The organism is Actinosynnema sp. NPDC023587, from assembly GCF_040640215.1.
Classification (GTDB): Bacteria; Actinomycetota; Actinomycetes; order Mycobacteriales; family Pseudonocardiaceae; genus Actinosynnema.
The window spans coordinates 1-17,083 of sequence record NZ_JBFABG010000016.1 but is presented as its reverse complement, the minus strand read 5'-3'; the positions used below and the strand labels follow the sequence as shown (position 1 = coordinate 17,083).

The 17,083-nt window shown below is 67.7% G+C and carries 13 protein-coding genes; 4 read left to right on the top strand and 9 right to left on the bottom strand.

Annotation, left to right across the window (positions count from 1 at the left end; translation table 11 throughout):
- Nucleotides 1-17: 17 nt before the first annotated feature.
- Nucleotides 18-1,781: a hypothetical protein gene (locus AB0G01_RS30285; RefSeq protein WP_360952493.1), complete on the bottom strand. Its 1,764-nt coding sequence runs from the start codon at nucleotides 1,779-1,781 to the stop codon at nucleotides 18-20.
- 684 nt (nucleotides 1,782-2,465) lie between these two features.
- Here AB0G01_RS30285 and AB0G01_RS30280 point away from each other — a divergent pair.
- The gene (locus AB0G01_RS30280) at nucleotides 2,466-3,482 is read left to right on the top strand and encodes a hypothetical protein (protein WP_360952490.1); all 1,017 of its coding nucleotides are present in this window, start codon (nucleotides 2,466-2,468) and stop codon (nucleotides 3,480-3,482) included.
- Between the two features lie 323 nt (nucleotides 3,483-3,805).
- Here the strand turns inward: AB0G01_RS30280 and AB0G01_RS30275 are convergent, their stop codons facing one another.
- The 5 genes from AB0G01_RS30275 to AB0G01_RS30255 form a co-directional block, all read right to left on the bottom strand.
- On the bottom strand, nucleotides 3,806-4,399 hold the full coding sequence (locus AB0G01_RS30275; RefSeq protein ID WP_360952487.1) for a hypothetical protein: 594 nt from the start codon (nucleotides 4,397-4,399) through the stop codon (nucleotides 3,806-3,808).
- A 258-nt stretch (nucleotides 4,400-4,657) separates the two neighbouring features.
- Nucleotides 4,658-5,728, bottom strand: a complete 1,071-nt coding sequence (locus AB0G01_RS30270) for a hypothetical protein (protein WP_360952484.1) — start codon at nucleotides 5,726-5,728, stop codon at nucleotides 4,658-4,660.
- Nucleotides 5,728-6,813, bottom strand: coding sequence for an ATP-binding protein (locus AB0G01_RS30265; RefSeq protein WP_360952481.1), 1,086 nt, complete (start codon nucleotides 6,811-6,813; stop codon nucleotides 5,728-5,730). The genes AB0G01_RS30270 and AB0G01_RS30265 overlap by 1 nt, the downstream gene beginning before the upstream one ends.
- On the bottom strand, nucleotides 6,810-8,813 hold the full coding sequence (locus AB0G01_RS30260) for a Mu transposase C-terminal domain-containing protein (RefSeq protein WP_360952478.1): 2,004 nt from the start codon (nucleotides 8,811-8,813) through the stop codon (nucleotides 6,810-6,812). The genes AB0G01_RS30265 and AB0G01_RS30260 overlap by 4 nt, the downstream gene beginning before the upstream one ends.
- A 26-nt stretch (nucleotides 8,814-8,839) precedes the next feature.
- On the bottom strand, nucleotides 8,840-9,589 hold the full coding sequence (locus AB0G01_RS30255) for a TnsA-like heteromeric transposase endonuclease subunit (protein ID WP_360952475.1): 750 nt from the start codon (nucleotides 9,587-9,589) through the stop codon (nucleotides 8,840-8,842).
- Between the two features lie 659 nt (nucleotides 9,590-10,248).
- Here AB0G01_RS30255 and AB0G01_RS30250 point away from each other — a divergent pair.
- Both AB0G01_RS30250 and AB0G01_RS30245 read left to right on the top strand, forming a co-directional pair.
- On the top strand, nucleotides 10,249-10,944 hold the full coding sequence (locus AB0G01_RS30250) for a S8 family serine peptidase (RefSeq protein ID WP_360952472.1): 696 nt from the start codon (nucleotides 10,249-10,251) through the stop codon (nucleotides 10,942-10,944).
- Nucleotides 10,945-11,025: 81 nt separating this feature from the next.
- Nucleotides 11,026-11,190 carry a hypothetical protein gene (locus tag AB0G01_RS30245; protein WP_360952469.1) on the top strand — a complete coding sequence of 55 codons (165 nt, stop codon included), beginning with the start codon at nucleotides 11,026-11,028 and terminating at the stop codon, nucleotides 11,188-11,190.
- 168 nt (nucleotides 11,191-11,358) lie between these two features.
- On the opposite strand, the gene AB0G01_RS30240 is transcribed toward AB0G01_RS30245, so the two are convergent.
- From AB0G01_RS30240 to AB0G01_RS30230, 3 genes are all read right to left on the bottom strand, one after another.
- Nucleotides 11,359-12,570, bottom strand: coding sequence for a hypothetical protein (locus AB0G01_RS30240; protein ID WP_360952466.1), 1,212 nt, complete (start codon nucleotides 12,568-12,570; stop codon nucleotides 11,359-11,361).
- Nucleotides 12,571-12,989: 419 nt separating this feature from the next.
- Nucleotides 12,990-13,451, bottom strand: a complete 462-nt coding sequence (locus AB0G01_RS30235) for a hypothetical protein (RefSeq protein ID WP_360952463.1) — start codon at nucleotides 13,449-13,451, stop codon at nucleotides 12,990-12,992.
- 33 nt (nucleotides 13,452-13,484) lie between these two features.
- Entirely contained in the window at nucleotides 13,485-16,097 is a 2,613-nt protein-coding gene (locus AB0G01_RS30230; protein ID WP_360952460.1) for an NACHT domain-containing protein, read from the bottom strand.
- A gap of 197 nt (nucleotides 16,098-16,294) precedes the next feature.
- On the opposite strand from AB0G01_RS30230, the gene AB0G01_RS30225 reads away from it, so the two are divergent.
- The coding region (locus AB0G01_RS30225; protein WP_360952458.1) for a hypothetical protein at nucleotides 16,295-17,083 on the top strand (789 nt) is incomplete at its 3' end.

Here is a 17,083-nt window from a genome sequence, read left to right as displayed (position 1 = left end):
AACGCCGAACACACCGATCACGAGATAGACCCGATGGATGTGGCGGCTCGGAGCAGGTCGGCGGCCAAGTCCCGGAGGTCCTTGATGTCCTCGCCGACGTTGTCGTGCTGTGTGGGTGTGAGGTCGGGGAACTGGCGGTGGATCTCGGTGACCACAGTGTCGACCGGTAGCCATGGTGGCAGGTCACGGATGCCCCGGACGTAGTCCCGAAGGGCCCAGGTGTGGCTGTCGCGCTGTTCTTTCCAGGTGGCGATGCCGATCAGGAGCGGGCCGAGGAGGTCCGCGGTGTCGGTCAGGCCCGCCGCGAGGGCGTCGCGGACGGTTTCCTCGCCGTGGATCGAGGAGGTCCAGTCCAGCAGGGACCGGGAGTGGTACTCGTTGTCCTGCCAGGGTGCCACCTCCCGCCACTGCTCCACATCCATCAGGGCGACGAGCGTGGTGCGGGCGTGATCGTGGAGTTCGAGCCGTTCGGCCTCCTCAGCGGTGAACATCAGGCTCCGCACCAGGGCGACGGCGACCACGAGGGGCTGGAGTTCGGCGGCCTGGGTGATCAGGGACCGATACGTGTCGGGGTCGGCGTTGCGGGCCACAGACGCGGCCAGGCGCGTGGTCGCGAAAAGGTCGATGGCCATCAATGAGGGCAGGACGGGGAACATGACCGCGTGCTCGGTGGCCGCCAGCAGCCGCTGGTAGAGATCGGGGTCATACGCCAGTCCCGTGACGCGGGCCCAGGGGCGCGCGGAGTCCAGGAGTTCCTCGTGTTCGCGTGCCGCGCGCTGTGCCTCGGACTCCGGTTCGGCCTCCACCGGGGGTGGTGGGGGTGGCGGGTCTTCGGCCGCCTGGCCGTTCCACCGCGCACTCAACGCAGTGAAAGCACGTTCCAGCTCCGCGAGCGCGTCGGACAGATCCCCGTTGTCGGCCAACGGGTGGACCGGGTGGGAGGAACTGCCCGGCCACCGTCCGGAGGCCGCGACGACGACGGCGGCCGCCGCCTGCACCCAGGCGCACCACGGAACCAGGTCAGGATCCGCGGCCTCGATCGCGCGCAGTTCACCGATCAGGGTGGTCGTCGGAGATTGCGTGGCCGCGATGGCGGCCGCCAGGGCTTCCGACACCGCGACCTGGTGGGGCCGGGTTTCCATCAGGGACGGCTCGACCCTCAGGAGTTGCCCGGTGGTCGCGTCCCAGGCCGGGGGCATGGACCGGTTCACGTGGTCGCGCAACGCCTGCCAGGCGCCGACCGCCCTGGCCACCACGGCGCGCTGCTGACCGGCGACGACAACGAGCTGCCCGACGATGCGGGCGGCGGCCAGGACCGCGCTGGACCCGGCGGTCTGGGTGCCGATCCGCCGGTGGTCGAGTGCGTCCATCACCTCCTGGACCTGCCGGGAGTTCAGATGCCAGGACTGGTCCAAGTCCCGGCATTCCTGGAGTTGCTGCTCTTTCCACTCCCGCAGCAGGTCAGCAGGGAAGTTTTGCCAGAGGTCGTCGATCTCCTTGGAGTGCTCCAGGCACATGGGCATCAGGTTCTCCGGCGCCCGGTTGTCCTCGGCGCTCATGCCCTTCTTCCACCGGGGACCGCCCTCGCTGCGGGCGTGGATGTGCGCGATCGTGCTGTTGAGGACCTGCTGGCCGGTCTCGGTGACCCGGTACAACGGCTGAAGGCAACCGGCGAAACCACAGCGCCACGCTGTTCCGTAGAGCTGCTTGACGACCGCGGGCGTGGGACCGGGGTGCACGATCGGCGGGGGACCGTCCGGCTTGCGGCGAGCTGGCGACATCCGGACAGTCTGCTCCCTGCTGTCCGCGCCGTCGGGTGTGCCCGCCCCGGGAGTTCGGGTGAAGGCGACCTCGGCCCAGGCACGGGCGCATTCTCCCGGACGCCGACCCGCCGGTCTCACCGCGTCCCGCCATGTTTCCCGGACACCCGCCAACCGACCCGCCAACCAGTCCGGACTCCGCCATCTTCGCCCGGACAGGACAACTGTCTTGTCCGGTTGAACCTGTTGGAGAGGGGGCCGCTGAGCTGGGTTCCGACAAGTAGCTCCGGTCGGGCGACCGGGGTTTGTTCCGATCCAGTTGTCGGACTACTCGAAAGCGCGGTCGAGCACGGATCGGCACAGCTCGGTCTCGACCAGCTCGTCGGGCGGCGGCCGCAGGGCATCGTGCCACTTGAACATTGGTGCTGGGAGCACGCCTGCAACACCGCGAACGGTTCCTCGGCACACGCAGTAGTATGATCATGCCCTTGGTTAGGTCGGTCAACGGCTGCCAGTCCAACGCTCCTCGAAGCTACTTCGAGGGTGACGAACCAGCTCGTCATGGGTGTTCACCGGTCAAGGCCCGGCCGAAATCATGTCAGCGGACCTCCAGCAGCTGTCACCATAGGTTCCGTGTCGACCAGCAACGCGACCATCGCTCTGCCGCGCGCAGAGCGCGACTGAAAGTGCGCTCCGGGAACCAATATGGACATAAAAGCGATCTTCGAGCTGCCCGTGCACATCTGGGTGATGTGCGATGCGCTGGGAAAGACCTACTCCACTGGGTACGGCGAACTCCGATTCAACGTCACGATGCCGGAGGGCCGGTCACCTGTCGGCGGTCCCCCTGACGTGCCGGGGATCGCATCACGCGCAGAACTGACCGGCGAGCAGATCGTGTGGGCGCAGGAATACGGCGCGTTCATCCCCGAGTCGCTTCGGCCAGCCACCGCCCTTCATCGGGTGGCCATGACCGACGTAGAAGGTCCAACCTACGAACACAGGTCGTGGTGTACCCCCGAACACCAGCTTGCCGAGGGCATCGGCAGATGGTTCGACGACGTGCGCACCTGGGTGGAGGTCGTGACTGGCCAGGACCTCGACCCCCGTCACCGCGTCTACGATGTGGAGTCGGTCGGTGCCGGGCTCACATTCATCGAGCCGCCCCACGACCAGGCTCTGGGCCTCACCATCACTACACCTCACGTTCTTCCACTTCGCCCGCAGGGATGGGCTGACATCCTCGGACTCGTTCGTGACGGCAAGAAGCCGGCCCTTGAGGAGATGCTGAGCCGTGACGCGCGAGCAGCGCACAGGCGCAACGCCAACCGGCGCGCGATCATCGAAGCCGCCACCGCGCTGGAGATCGTCCTCGGTCGACACGTCCGCGAACGGGCCGATCAACTGCCTGAGAAGCAGCGGAAACGCATCGACGGTCCGACGATGTTCGGCACCTACATCTCGGTCGCGGAAGTATCCGGCCTTCAGGTCGCTGTTCCGATCGATCGGCTGCGCTGGCTGAACAACCTCCGCAACGACGCGGCCCACCGCGGCGAGGCACCAGACCATTTGCAAGCTGGCGAGGCGGTGCAGTTGATGATCGACTTCCTAGGGGCTCACGGGCGACTTCGTCGGACAGGCGAACGCGAGCCTGACGGCTGGGAGTGGGTCCTGGTCGATTCCGGAAGCGGTGACATCCATGGCGGCCAGCCCGAAGGCTGAGCGCCCGAGGACCAGCTCCAGCTCGGGCACGCGGGGCGTTCTCCTGACTGATCTCGGTGCCGCGCGGCCGACCGTTCGTCGTCGGGCGTGGGGGATGGGCGATCAAGGCGAGGATTGCCGTGATCCGCCGGTCGGTCACGTCGGTGTCGGCGGCGGGCAATGGTGCGAACACCCGGCGGCCAAGTAGTTCGGATCTATCTGCCATGTTCGACGGGTGAAAGCCGCATCGCGCCGGGCGACAAGCGTCGGCCTGGGCGGCCGACCCGACCGCGCTCTTTCGCGTGGACCCGCCGCAGTGCACTCCGGCGGGTCCACGCGATCGTTCAGTAGGGTGCCCGGGTCTTGATCTCGCGGGCGAGCCCGCACAAGTCGGTGATCATCTTTGTGAACCGGCCCTGCCTCTTGATCCACGATCCGGCACTGCCGATCCTGTCCTGGCCGACAGCTTCAAGGGCCTTGCGCTTGCTCGCCGGGCTCTCGTGGGCCGCGTAGTTGCGAAGCGCCACCATGATGTCGAGCTGGCTCTTGAACCTCTCCTGCTTCACGGCCTCCAACAGCCAGTGATCAGCCGGAACGTAGTCCTTGATGATCTTGATGAGTCCGCCCCGGCCCTTGAAGTCGAAGTAGCCCCCGCCGGTGACCAGGTACTCGCAGACCTCATCGGTGAGGTGTTTGGGGAAGGAGATGCCGGTCCGTGAGGAGATGGTCGTCGTGTCGTTGTTGATCGCGACCACGATGCAGTTGAGCATCAAGCGCTCGAAGGCGACATAGGTCTTGACCAGCGCCGCCTCATAGCCCCAGGTCACGGCTTGGTCGCCCAGACCGCTGTCGTCCACCTCGGCACAGAACGCCTCGATCCGCGCGGCCGTGTCGATGAAGTCCTGGGCGGCCTTCCGGCCACTCTTCTTACGAGACATCCGGGCAGCATAGGGCTCCCCGGGGCCCTCTTAGCCGTCGCCGGCCGGTCAAAGCTGGGCCGGATGAGACAACATCAACTCTGTTGGATTGTGGGTTGGGTCAGCCGCCTGGGAAGTAGGGGTGGGCGCGGTAGGAGTGACGCGGGCCGGTTCGGCCGGACCAGGGCAGAGGTTCGGTGGCGGTGTCGAGCCAGGTGGTCGGTGCGGGTTCGGTTCACAGGTAGTCGCCGTCGAGGAGGGCTTCGCGCTGGCGGCTGGTCAGGTGCGGGTTGGCGGCGACTCGTCGGGGATGTCGCTGGTGGTGCGGACGCGGAAGACGGCGAGCGGGGTGAGTGTGCGGTGGTGCAGGATCGTCGATCCGCCGCGGCGGTGCTCGGCGAAGGTGACCGCGTTGTGGCGGCGGGCCTGTTCGGCGGTGGCGACGGGTTTGCGGTAGGTCTTGCCGCTGAAGGTGCGTTCGCGCCGGTAGGTGTTGTGCGGCAGGACCGGGGGTTGCCAGCAGCACCGGTCGATCCAAAAGGCGATGGCGTCGCCTGACCGGGCGGGCCGGTAGTCGACCAGGCCCAGGACGTGGGCGATCTCGGCTGTGAAGCGGCGTTGGTCGTCGGGGTCGCCTGCGGCCAGGCGGCGCCAGCGCAACGTGCCCAGGAGGCCGGCGAGGGCGATGGCTTCGGGGTAGGTGGCGGCGAAGAGTCGCGAGGGGCTGAAGGTGGCGGTCTCGGTGCCGGGTGGGATGAGCAGGCGAGCGCGGCGGTCCCAGTGGTGGTGGGCATCGTCGGGGCCGGTGGGGTCGCGGTGGTGCCAGCGGTTGGCGCAGATGTGGAAGCCGGTGAGGACGGCGCCGAAGGTGGCGGCGGGGCCCAGGCGGGCCAGTAGTCGCCGGTGGGCGTGCTGGGCGGCGGTGATCTCGGGTAGGGCGTGCAGGTTGGGTTGGGGGTGCTCAGGCTGGTCGGGTGGGCCGATCCAGACCTGGTGGCGGGTGCAGGCGTAGTCGTGGTGACCCAGCAGCCGCAGCGGCGGGCCGCCGGGGTGGCGGGCGTCGCAGCGGCGGCAGCCGCGTTGGGGTTCGTGGCGCAGCGCCCACCAGTCCGGGCGGGGTCGGCGTAGCTCGATCACCGCGTGGTCGAGGCGTTCGCGGGGTTGGTTGACCACCTCGGTGAACAGGTTCGAGTCCAGGACCACGGCTTGGCCGTAGCCGCGGCGGCGGGTGCTGACCTGCTCCCAGAGTTCGGCCAGGGGCATGGCGTGCAAGGCCGCGAGCCGGGCCAGGTAGGACATGGCAACCTCGTCGGCGGCGGGCCGGACGTTGATCGGCAGCCGGGAGACCATCAGGCGCGGGCTTTGCGCGCGGCGGGTTTGGCCTGTTGCGGGGCTCGTCGCGCGGTGGCGCGGTCGGCGGCGTGGTCGACCGGGACCAGGTCGAGCAGGTCGCGGGTGAGGTGTTCGCCGCCGTCCTCGATGGCCAGCAGCGCACCGCCCCGGACGAGCTGCGAGAGGCTACCGATCATGCCGCCGGTGCGGTGATAGAGGTAGTCGGCAAGCCCTACCAGCGTGCCGGGAACGTGGTGGCGCAGGCGCAGCGTGGACTCCAGGGTGGCGATGAGGGCGTGCCAGTTCTCGCGCTGGGCGGCGGTGCCGTGGTCGAACGCGGCGGAGCCGATCAGGGTGAACCGCCCGGCGATCTGGCGGCCGCGGACCCCGGCGAACAAGCCCCCCGACTCCAGTTCGATCCCGGCGTAGGCGAAGGTCGCGGGCAGCCGTTCGGCAAAGTATTTGAGCTGGTCGGAGACCTCCGCGCCGGAGCGGGTGGCCAGGTTGAGGTTGTGGATCTCATCGACCAAGACCAGCTCGACCCCGGCCCGGACGGCGGTCGCGCAGACGGCGTTGACGATCTCGGGCAGGTTCGCCCGCGGCCGGAACTCCAGGCCCAGGAACCGCGCGAACTCCGCCGCGAGCATCTTCGGTGTCGCGGCCGGGGGGACGGTGACGTAGATGACCGGCAGCCGGTGCGCCACCGCGGCGGCGGTGGGCGCTTTGCGTCGGGCGGCGCGTTCGTGGGTGCGCCCGAGCAGGGTCAACGCCGTGGTCTTGCCCGTTCCCGACGCCCCGGACAGGATCAGCCCGCGCCGGGCGGAGACCTGCCCGCGGTTGAGCTGGATGAGCAGCCGACCGGTGGACAACACCTGCCGGATGGTCGGGGTGTTCACCGACGGCAGCCGCGCGTGGTAGTCCCGGCGCGCCTCGGCCAGGGCCTCGCGCTGCTCGGCGGTCATCGCCGCCAGCGCCGCCGGGCCGGGCTCGGGCGGGGCGTCGACCTGCTCGGCGACGAACCGCGCCCAGCCCTCCTTGGTGGTCAACGGCTCCTCGACCACGACCTCGGCGGGGTCTGCGGGGGCGCGGGTCAGGCTGGTCATAGCCACCTTTCGGCCTCGGCGTCGGCGTCGAACACGCCGAACGGGATCACCTGTGCGCCCGTTCCCGGCGCTCCTGCCTCCGGTGCGGCGGTGATCTCCTGCGGCTCGACCGGTGGCCGGGCGGTGGTCGCGGCCGCCGTGCGGGTGCGGGCCGCGACTCGCGCTCCGGCCTTGTCGGGGCCGTGTTCGGCGCGGGTGAGCAGCGCGTCCAGGGCGCGGGCGATCTCGGCTTCTGTGACGTCGCGCCCGGACTCGGCGACCAGGCGGCGGGCGTGGCGCCAGGTGAAGTCGGCGAACGGCGCGGTGACCAGGTTCCGGTGTGTCCAGGGCGCGGTGACCCAGCCATCGGGGATACGGACGAAAACCTGCGCGAGGTCGTAGGGGTCGTAGTGGACCTCCCAAAGACCGCGTTTGCCGCTCAACCCGGAGTGTTGACGGCGCAACGGCCCGAGGTCGGGGCTGTCGTAGGTGCGGTGCTCGACGCGGATCCCGTAGTCGTTGATCGCCCGCCAGACCACCGGCAGCAGCTCCAGGTAGTCGGTGCCGCCCAGCGTCAGCGGCAGGTAACCGGCGACCGCGACCAGCGCGGCGTAGCGCTCGTTCGGGGTGAGCATCCGGCGCGGCGCGTTCGGGTCGCGCAGCGCGTCATGCGGCCGGTGCGCCCAGCCGACGATCAGCCACTCGTCGAGCAGGTCCTGCAACTCCCCGACCGTCCAGACCGCAGCGACGTCGCGGCCGCGCAGCGTCGGGTTGGCGCCCTTGAACCCTGCGACGTGCTGGGCAAACAGCGTCTTGATCGCGGCGAACGTCGCCTCGACCACGCCCTTGTCGGTCGGCGTGCCCTTGCGCGCGGGCTGGATCGAGATCCCGAGCCGTTCGCAGGCGCGGGTGAACGTCTCGGAGATGAACACCCGGCCGTGGTCGACGACCACCTGCTCCGGGGCGATCACCGGCCGCGCCGCCGCCTCCCGCATCCGCGCGTCCACCGCCAGCAGCCGCTCGTGCGGCAGCACCGAGGAGGCCATCGCCAGCGCGGCCGACCAGCCCGGCCGCATCGGTTCGGGGACCAGCATCTTCGCCAGCAGCAGCGCCGCGTCGACCGCCTTGGTGCCGACCGGGCGCAGCACCGCCGCGCAGATCGTGCGGGTGGCGACGTCGATCGCGATGGTCAAGTCGGCCCGGACCGGGACGCCGTCGGCGGCCAGGACCATGACGTCGATCGGGGTGGAGTCGATCTGGACCTGCTCGCCCGGCCGCGCTGGGGCCGTCGCGGTGAACGCGCCGTCGGGCCGGTTCGCGAGCTGGCGGCGGGTCACCGCGGAGCCGAAGGTGTGCCGCCCGGTGCTCAACCGGTCGACCAGCGCGTAGAACGCGCTGCGCCCCGGCAGCGGAACCGTCCCCGGTCCATGCAGTTCCTCCAGCCGCTTGACCGTCCGCCGGATCAGCCGCGACCGGGTGCCCGTCGAGGCGTCCGTCTCCGCCGCGATCAGCTCCCGCAGCACCGCCACCACCCGCGCGTCGGTCTGCCCGGCAACGTCGAAGCGGCGGGCCGTGCGCTGGTCGACCAGCCCCCATAACCCCTGCTGCAAGTAGCGGGCCCGCTTCAACTCGATCGTGCGCAGACCCGCGCCCAACTCGGCGGCCTTGGCCCGCTGACGCTCGGCCAACGTGGTGGTCAATGGGTCGTAGCCGGGCCGCGGACCAGTGCCCGCAACGGCGCCGGGCGCAAGCCCGGTCTCGACCTCCACCAGATGCTCGCGCCACTGCTCGGCGGCTGCGACGACCTCCGCGGGCAATGCCTCCAGCAGTCTGAACGGCTCGACCATCGGCGTCGACGTGGGCGCGCCCGCGGCGTCCAGCACCACGAAGTCGGCCGCTGCCATGAGGTGTCCGGCCAGCACCACCTGCTCCGCCCCGGAGTCCGCACGCAACCTCACGGCCGTTCCGGCCATGCCGACCACCATGTGCTCCTCGCTGTCGAAGGCGATTCGGTCTCCCACCCGCAGCACCGGCCTTGCTCCGACGGTCACCGGCTCACCACCGCGTCGGTGGGCAGCGGCCTCGACAACTCGACGTGCAGCTCGCGCTGCCAGAGCAGATGGAACAACACCGGCAACACCGCGATCGGATCACCGACCGCTTCCGCACCCTCCAGCAAGCCGTGTGGCTCGGCGAACGCCTCCCGCAGCGCGGCCGCGACCACGGGCAGGTCGTGGCGCGGGTGCCGGTAGCCGGCCAGCCAGCGTAGGTTGCCCATCAGCACCGGCTCCACCGCGTCGACCACCTCGTAGCGCCAGCCCAGCACCGCGCAGGCTTGCGCGGTCGCCTCGAACGCGGCCTGGTCCCGAGGCTTGATCCGGTCGGCAGGGCGGCAGTCCAGCACCAACGCCGACCCGTCGGCCAGGCGCGCGAAGTAGTCCGGCGCGTGCGAGCGCCGCTTGCCCTCGGTCGTGGTGAAGAACAGCCAGAACGGCTGCGAGGCGATGCCGACCACCTGCGGATCGACGTCCAGCAGGATCAGTCGATCCCTTTCCAGCCACGACTCGTACCCCACCAACGTGCCCGTGGTGGCGGTCCACCAGCGGCCCACGTAGTGGCGCTGGCCCTTGAAAGACGGAAACCCGCGTACCGGCAGGCACGACTCCAACGGCACCGACCACACCTCGGTCAGCCCTACCCGGTTCTCGCCGTCTTCGTCTGTGAAGACCAGTTCGAACCCCTCGGGCGCCGCTGGCGCACCGCCCGGCAGTACACCCAGATCCGGCACGCGCCGCATTCTCCCGGCTGGCTAGAACGTGTGGTCAGCGGGCTCCGCAAGGTAGGCCGGACACCGCAGCCAGTCCCGCAAACTAGGTCCGGACACCGCAAGGTTCAGTCGGACAGGACAAAGGTCGCTGACACCAAGAGCGGTGTCATCGAATACCTGCGGTCCGACGCCGCAGTCTACTTCCCGCCGCTAGCCTGGAACTTGACCGACAAAGGCTCGACTTACCTCGACGGGCAAGGGTGGGGCGATGCAAGCTCTTGGCTGAACGTACCCATCGGGGAACGGCGAGACATCAGCACCCTTTGCTCCTCGCTTCCCCTTGTGCAAGAACCAAGCCAAGACGTCCGCGAGTCGAACAGTTTCGTTCATCTATTTTCCAATTATCTTACACCAATCGTAGAATGCAGAGGGCTTCTCATAGAGTAGGAACTGCAAATTCCCGCGCGGAAGTGAGCAAGCGAGACGCGTGGCTGGACATTTCCGTACGGCTTTTTTCCCCAAAAGCGGCATGGGCCCGTATCCGAGTTTGACCCACGGGTGGTGTGATCTTCCGGTTGGGTGAAGCCGGAGGAAATGGATCGGGTTCGCCCGGTGATCGAGGGGTCGCGCGGAGATGTTCGGCGGATTCGCCCGTCGTGACCAGCGGGTGAAGTGCGGGTTGTATCTGCGTGAGCTGTTGCTGGACGGCAAGGGGAAGTCGATGCAGCTATGGCCGAGTGCCTGGGTGTGGACCATCAGCAACTCCAGCAGTTCGTCACCACCTCGACCTCGGGTATGTGCCGGGCGCTACCAGCGCCGCCACCGCACAAGCAGCGCATCTCGCAGCGCGGATCATGGCTGACTACCCCACGCTATGGCCGGAGACAGCACGCGCACTGATCGTCCACTCCGCCGAGTGGACTCCCGCCATGCGCTCCCACGTGGACAACGCATCGAAGAAGCGCGACAAACGCACCGTGCTGCGCCGATACGGCATGGGAGTACCCGACCTGACGCGGGCGACCCGCAGCGCCGCAGACTCGCTCACCCTCATCGCCCAGGAGAAGATCACTCCGTTCCAGGGCGACAAACTGCGCGAAATCCACTTCCACGACCTGCCCTGGCCCTCCGACGAGCTGGCCGACCTCGGGGCAATTTTCGTCCAGCTACGGGTAACCATGTCCTACTTCATCGAACCCAACCCCGCCCGCCGCAGGTGGAACGGCCGCTACAACTACGCCTCCCACGGCCTCCGGTTCGACGTACACCGTCCCACGGAGACCAACGACGACTTCCACAAACGACTCAACCTCAAAGCCCTGCAAGAAGAAGAAAAACGCCCCACGTCGGCAGGCGACAGCGGGGAGTGGCTCTTCGGTCCCTAAGCCCAACGAGCACCCGGCTCCCTTCACACCGACATCTGGACCGGAACCGCGTCCGACCTCGCTCAACGTGGAGCTCTCGCCGTGTACCCCGTCGGCGGATGGTGGAAAGAACAAGCGGCACGCGACCGCGTCGACCACGATGCACGCTACGCACTCGTCGTTGCCATCAACACGCCGGGCGTCGACATGGACATCTGGACCCCGGTCGCCCAACAGATCCAGGTCCCGGCCACCATCAGCACCTGATTGCTGCCCGATGCACTGCAGCGCTGTCCCGAAGTGGTGCCGAGCAGGATGCCGGGAGAGGCGTTGCTTAGCTCGACTTTCTGCCGCTGGGGTCGAATGCTCTGCGCATTGCCGATCCTGGTCCAGGGCACCGAAGCTGAAGGCGCACCACACAGATCGACCGTGCTTCTACCGACGTTCCATCTGCTGTTCCAGGTAGTCGGTCACACGTTCCCATGTGCTCCGTGGTCGGAAACCGTTTCCGAGGGCCAGTCGCAGGTGCCCTTCGGGTGGATCGCCGGGAGTTCTGACCAGTTCGATGACCTCGTATGAGGTGATGGCAGGTGGTTGGAGTACGCGGTGGACTGTCGGGAGTACCGCGAGGGCCAGGTTGTCCAGGTCCTTGCCCTGTTCCGGCGGGATGACCAACAGGGTGACCTTCAGCGGCACGCGCAGCGGTGTGAAGACCGGTCGATGGGCTGTGATGTTCTCGACGGCTTGATGGACTTCCGTGGTGAAGTTCCTGCCCTGGCCGCCACTGCGGGGAAGCTCTGGCAGGGGCAGCGTGACCGATTGCGACAGCAGCATCTCCCGGCTGTCCGCGATCACACGGTTGAGTTCCGCGTACACCAGATGAAGGTCGGGGTGGTCGGCATACGGGCGTTTGGGTGGTCGGGCACCGCCGATCCAGGCCGGCTCGCCGCTGAGCATGCGGGTGAGCAGGGCATCGGTCCGGCTCAGCAGGGCCTGTTGCAGTTGGCCGTGGTCGAAGGCGGCGAGCGTGGCGTTGAGCTTGCGCCACTGCTCCGCCTGGTGTGGGGTCGCGGCGTAGCGCGGATCGAAGGTGGGTTCCGGGTCCAGGTCTGGAAGCGGGGGCATCGTCAGCGGGAAGTCCTCGTCGTGAGCCCTGTAGTCGCCTTCCGCTGTCGCGCGCGCCAGCGTCAGGTCGGCGACCACATCGCGCAACGGCCTGGCCGTGATTGCCGTATGCGGCGCACTCGGTCCGCTTCCCTCCGGTCCCTGCACCCACAGGACCACATGAAGCAGTTTCACCTGTCGGTCGTCCCGGTACAGCACGTGCCGACGGCCGGGCGGGCCTGCACCGGTCCGGACGGCACCGAGGACGTCGAGAAGGTGCTTGGCCAACCGGTGCGGGGCGGGCGGCTGCGCCCGGCCGGTATGAAAGCTCACGTCCAGCGCGACGGGCCCGGTCAATGGCCCGTGGCCGAACGCGCTCAACTGCTCGATCAGGTCACGTTGCGCACAAGCGGTCCGGTGGCCGCCACCGCGGCGCCCCTTCTGCTCGGGCTCGCCGTCCAGACGCAGTCTGCGTACCCGCAGCCACCTCCGGTACCAGAGCATCGCCCTTCCCTCGGCGCTATCCCAGAAACCGTCCGCCATCAGCGCTCCGCATCCGCTTCCCGCAAGCCGCCACTCCGTTCGGCCCTGTCGGACGATTGTGTGTCACAGGTACTGAATCGTCGTGCATCGGCACGATCGGCGTGTCCGTGCAGTGCCCGCCCGACGGCAGACCGCCGCGTGGCCGGGGATTCAGTGCTCGTTGTCCGCAAGAGTGCGTTGCCTGTGACGGTTCTTCGGGTTGTCGTCGTCGGGTTGCGGGTCATGTAGGGATGTGGGTGGAGGCAAGTTGGTCAGGCCGTCACACGTACCCCGGATGCCGCAGACCCCTTCCGGCAGCCCACCGACGCCTGCGTGACCACTGCGCCTGGCCGGACTGACGCACAATCACCGATACCCCCCGAACGGAGCAGTGTCAACCTTTCAATCGAGGCAGGCCGGCATGGGAAAGCTGCATCCCCCTACATCTGACGTTCACTCGCCACTGCGGAATTACGAGAGCGCTTCGATGGCCGCGTTGGTCGAGGCACATCCGTCTCGATGTAGTCATCTTTGATTGCGAAGACCTTCACGACCTCGTCATCGTCGATTACTACACGGAAATATGGCATCACCGGAACCTCGGGGAACTTCGGCAAAAATCGCTGTTCTGCGATCAACGACCTCACAGCCTCAGAGACCGCTTCCATGTCGTTCCTCTTCATCAGAGAACTCACCGCCTGTTCAAAGCTCTCACCGAAGCGCCCGAGTTGGCGGCTCAGCCATCCGACAAGGAATCCGCGATGCTTGTCGCTGATGACATGGCCGTGTACGGCCATGAACCGCAGCCCCAAAGGGAACAGCTCAGACTGCTGAGCGCCCGACAGCGGTCCTGGACAGTCGGTGAAGGTGACGGAGGCGAGCTTCCCGAGATCGGCCGCCAAGCCGGCGCGTAGCCAGGCGCAGACGAAGTCGTATCACTCGTAGACCTTCGACTGCGGGACTCCACGCAGGTGCAGGTAGGAGCGGGAACGCATCATCGCTGCCAGCCGCAGGTCCGACAGCAGTCGGCGGTCGTCACGCAGCCTGGCCAGGTGCAGTTCGCGGTATTCGGGCACGTTGGAGCGCACGCCCTCGCGTGCCAGCACGTCGCCGTCTACCAGGTCGACCGCGCCAAGCATGGCGTGGAAGCCGGTGTCGTCCAGTCCGGCTTTCCACAGATCGAGCGTGTCGCGCCACTGGGTCAACGGGTCACCCTCGGCGAACAGGTCGGCGAGCATGGTGTCCTGTCCGGTGAGGGTTCGCCCGATGCGCAGCAGGACCAGGTTGGTCGAGTACGCGGCCAGGGCGCGCACGGTGTTCGGTGTAGTGGGGCGGTAGTCGGCGAAGTGCCGTGAGGGCCGGCGGGCCTGGTGATGGGACAGCAACAGGTCGAGGGTGTCGCGGATCCGGTGGCGTTCGTCGTGGTCGAGGGAGGCGAGTAGGTCGTCGGCGAACCCGAGCACCGGCTGCTGTACCGCCAGAGGCTGGTGGGACAGCAGCGCGAACAGCAGGTCGTCGTCGGGTGTGTGGCGGACCCGGCGGGCAAAGGCTGCCTGGGCGACATCCCGAAGCTCCTCCACCACGCGCACGGCCACCAGATACTCGGCGAAGGTGGCGTGCAGGAACTCGTAGCTGCGCCGGGAAGCTACGTCCTGGGCCTCGGGGCTGTGGATGAAGAAGAACTGCCCCAGCAACCGCTCACCTGAGGGGGCGTACTGCTCCAGGGCCGTCAGGTCGGCGCTCAACTCGGCTTCGGTGATCTCCTGCCGGCCGCGGTTGACCATGCCCAGCGCGGCCACCGCCAGCGTGCGCAACTGCGCCTGCACCGCCTCGGCCAACTCACTGCCGTGCCGCATACGACCCGACCGCTTGATCACCTCACGGTGGGCGTAGTCATCGAACAAAGCACGGTACAACTGAGTGGACGACAGGTCGTCCACCACGCTGGCACCGTGCCCGGAGTGGTAGAGGGTCAGCATCAGCAGCAGCAACGGCTGCGCGGCCAACTGCCGATGGGCCAGCGCCCACCGGGCCGACATCTGTGGCAGGTCCGGGTCGGTGCGGGCCTGGTTCCACTTGCGCACCCACAGCGCGATGCGCTGCTCGTCGAACTCCTCCAACTTGACCACCACAATACCGCGCGGGAGCGACAGCCGATCGATCACCAGCGTCCGGGAGGTCACTACGACGGCCACCGGATACCCCAGGGCAGCCTCGCGTGTCTGGAAGTCGGCGACCCTGTGCAAGTAGTCCGCCCGGTCGGTGCTGCTGGCCTGCAGCAGCTCGTCCAACCCGTCCAGCAGCACCACCCGCACGGTCTGCGCGCTGTGATCGACGAGGTCGGCCCAGTGGACACGCTGGTGGGTGGCCTGATCCAACGCCTGCTGGACCTGCTCGGCCACCGCGGCGCTGGCATCGACCCGCCGCAGCGGCACCCGTACCACGGTGTAGTACTGCCCGGACAACCGTGCGGCGATCACCTTCATTACCAGCGACTTGCCCGCGCCAGGGTGTCCGAGCAGCACCAGCGGCCTGCTCATGGCGTCAGCACAGGTCAGATGCCTCGCCACCAGCAGGGGGAAATCAGCGACGACCGGCACAGACCTCCACCAATTCTCGTCACCGATCCTGCTGGTCGTGCCAGCAGCGGTAACCCGGTACCGCGGCTCGACGAACAACTGCTCCACGGTCGGGAACGACCCGTCGATCCCGTAACCGTCGTTGTGAACCTCCAGAACCGGGCGGCCCAACACAGCCTGATTGACGCTGTTCACCAAGGCGCGCAGGTCCCGCGCGGGCAGCGCGCCGGCCACGTGCGCCAGCAGCTGTTCCAGACGCCCCATCGCGGTACGGGTCGCCGCGTGCTCAATCGTGTCGGCCCAGATGGCGAACTCCGGCACCCGCGCCGCGCACTCCAGGTAGTAAGAGTTGTACCGGTCCCTCACCGACGCCGCGAGACGTTCGGCGACCTCGACCTCCACACCTGGGATGGCATCGTCGGTTCCCTCGACCACCTCACGGATGAACCAGTCGACGCCCTCGCACAGCTCGTAGGCCCAACGCTCCACCCTCGGCAGCATCTCCTGGAATCCCGCCGCCGCCGACGGTGTCGGAACCCCCAGGCCGTACAGCTGCCGCAGGAAGGAATCGACATGGTCCTCGACAGCTCCTGCGAGCAGGAGCTTCTCGCGGTCGGACACCGCCGCCTCCGCATACAGCCCGCCCAACGGAGACTCGGCGAAGGCGTCGAAGAAGGCACTCAGCACCAAGGTGGTGTGCGCGGCGATCACCAACTGATGACGTTCCAGACCGCCGGTACGCGGCAGCCGCTCGGCAGCCCCGTCCACGGCGTCCCGCAGCAGCGCTACAGCCTCGTTCTTCTGATCCACCCACCCCCACAGGGCCGACAAGGCCGCAGCTCCAGGTGCCAGACCGCTGGCCAGGATGACGCCACCGGCAAGCTTGTTGATCTTTTCCAGCCAAGGTCTGTCGTAGTGACCCAGGATGCCTAACGCACCGCGGAATGTGATGGGCGAATGTCCTTCCATGGCACGTCAGCCTAGGCTCGCGTGATCTACACCCAAGGCACGGCCTTGGTCCCCCGACGCGGCGAGGAAGGCTAGCAGCGCGTTGACGTGCTGATCCACCTCGCGTCAAGGTGGAGACGGATTGGCCTGCTTTGCGCGGTGCCGGATCGATGCCCGCACGGTCGTTCTTGTCGGAGGGTGCCGGCAAGCTAACGAGGATGACAGTCCCGAAGCCTCGCGCCGATGGCGCCGGCCAGCGCAAGACCCTGCCTCCGGCGATGCTCGCTGCGCTCTGGACCGTCAGCAACGGCCAGTGCTACGCACCAGGGTGTCCCATGCCCGTGGTGCTTGAGACCCGGCCTGGCGTCTACAAGAAGAACAGCCAGGTTGCCCACATCTACGGCGTCAAACCGGGAGCTGCCCGATATCGACCGGACATGGACGCATCCGAGCGCGACTCCTTCGCTAACCTTCTCCTCCTATGCCTGGCGCACCACGAAGAGGTCGATGACGACGAGGACCTCTACCCGTCGGAGACACTGAAGAAGTGGAAGGCGGACCACGAGGGCGATGCCCACTCGACGCTGAACAGACTCGTGTCGATCAATCCGGACGCCCTGTTGAAGTACTTGACCAAGATCGCCGAACCACCTCTCAACCGCCTGGAGGCAATCACTCGACGCCTCGAAGAGACCGGCGACGTCACAGCCGATACAGTCAATGAACTCAAGCAGATCACCGCAGCGATGTCTGCAACGACCGCAGGCATCGACGCCCACGCCGTGCTGTCCTTGTCCTATGCGGCAGAAGTACTCGGCACGAGGAGTTTCAGCAGTACCGCACGCGACCTTGCCCATGCGGCAGAAACCCTTCCCCGGATAGTTCGGGAGATGAGCAAGACCGCCGCTACAATGAGCCTTTTTCATCCTGGTCTGGATGTGTTGGTACGCAAGGAATGTCGGTCACAAACCGGCAGCGGTCGGCGGGTCGGTGTCCGGACATGGCGA